Annotated in this window: 1 protein-coding gene and 1 pseudogene; both read left to right on the top strand. The window is 47.9% G+C overall.

Translation table 11 applies throughout. The features are described from left to right. Window positions 1-917: transcriptional regulator GcvA (locus R7E47_RS25440; protein ID WP_318085607.1), on the top strand; the 917-nt coding region annotated here is incomplete at its 5' end. Then, window positions 898-1,007, top strand: a pseudogene (locus tag R7E47_RS25435) (alpha/beta family hydrolase); the annotation flags it as partial. The gene R7E47_RS25440 and the pseudogene R7E47_RS25435, both read left to right, overlap by 20 nt.

Genomic DNA, 1,007 nt, shown 5'->3' with positions numbered 1-1,007 from the left:
CTCGCAGATTGCCTCCTTTAAATTCGCTTCGAGTATTTGAAGCAGCCGCTCGTCATCTCAGTTTTACGCGTGCGGCAGAAGAGTTATTTGTGACTCAAGCCGCAGTGAGTCATCAAATTAAAGCCCTAGAAGAGTTTCTATCTCTAAAACTTTTCCGTCGCCGTAACCGTTCTTTGCTGTTAACAGAAGAAGGGCAAAGTTACTTTCTCGACATCAAAGACATCTTTACCTCGATTGCTGAAGCGACCGATAAGGTATTGGAACGTAGTGAAAAAGGCGCGTTGACCATCAGCTTGCCACCGAGTTTTGCCATTCAGTGGTTGGTGCCTCGTTTGGCGGACTTTAATGCCCAAGAGCCAGACATCGATGTACGCATCAAAGCTGTGGATATGGATGAAGGTTCACTGACTGATGATGTAGATGTAGCGATCTACTACGGCCGTGGGAACTGGCCGGGTTTACGAGCGGATAAACTGTACCAAGAGTTTCTGATCCCACTTTGTTCACCTTCGTTACTTTTAGGTAACAAACCATTAGAATCTTTAAGTGACCTCAAATTACACACTTTGTTACATGATACTTCGCGTAAAGATTGGAAGCAGTTCGCTCGTCATTACAACATCGAAGGCATTAACGTGAATCACGGTCCGATTTTCAGCCACTCGACTATGGTGCTGCAGGCTGCTGCACACGGACAAGGCGTAGCATTGGGCAACAACGTGTTAGCGAAACCAGAAATGGAAGCGGGACGGGTGATTGCGCTATTTGATGAGGTGCTTATCTTCAAAAATGCCTTCTATGTGGTGTGCCATGAGCGGCAGGCAGACATGGGACGCATCGCCACATTTAGAGATTGGATGCTGGCAACGGCGAGAAAAGAACAAGAGGAAGTATTGGATGAGCCAGTGGATAGTTGAGGGGCCTGAAAACGGGCCGCTGTTTGTTTTTGCTCACGGCGCAGGGGCGGGGATGGAGCATGACTTCATGACTGCTGTCGCCAAAGGATT

Origin of the sequence: Vibrio sp. Vb1026, assembly GCF_033338745.1 — a bacterium.
Taxonomy (GTDB): domain Bacteria; phylum Pseudomonadota; class Gammaproteobacteria; order Enterobacterales; family Vibrionaceae; genus Vibrio; species Vibrio alginolyticus.
Note: the sequence above shows the minus strand (reverse complement) of the source record. Positions and strands in the feature narration are given on the sequence as shown.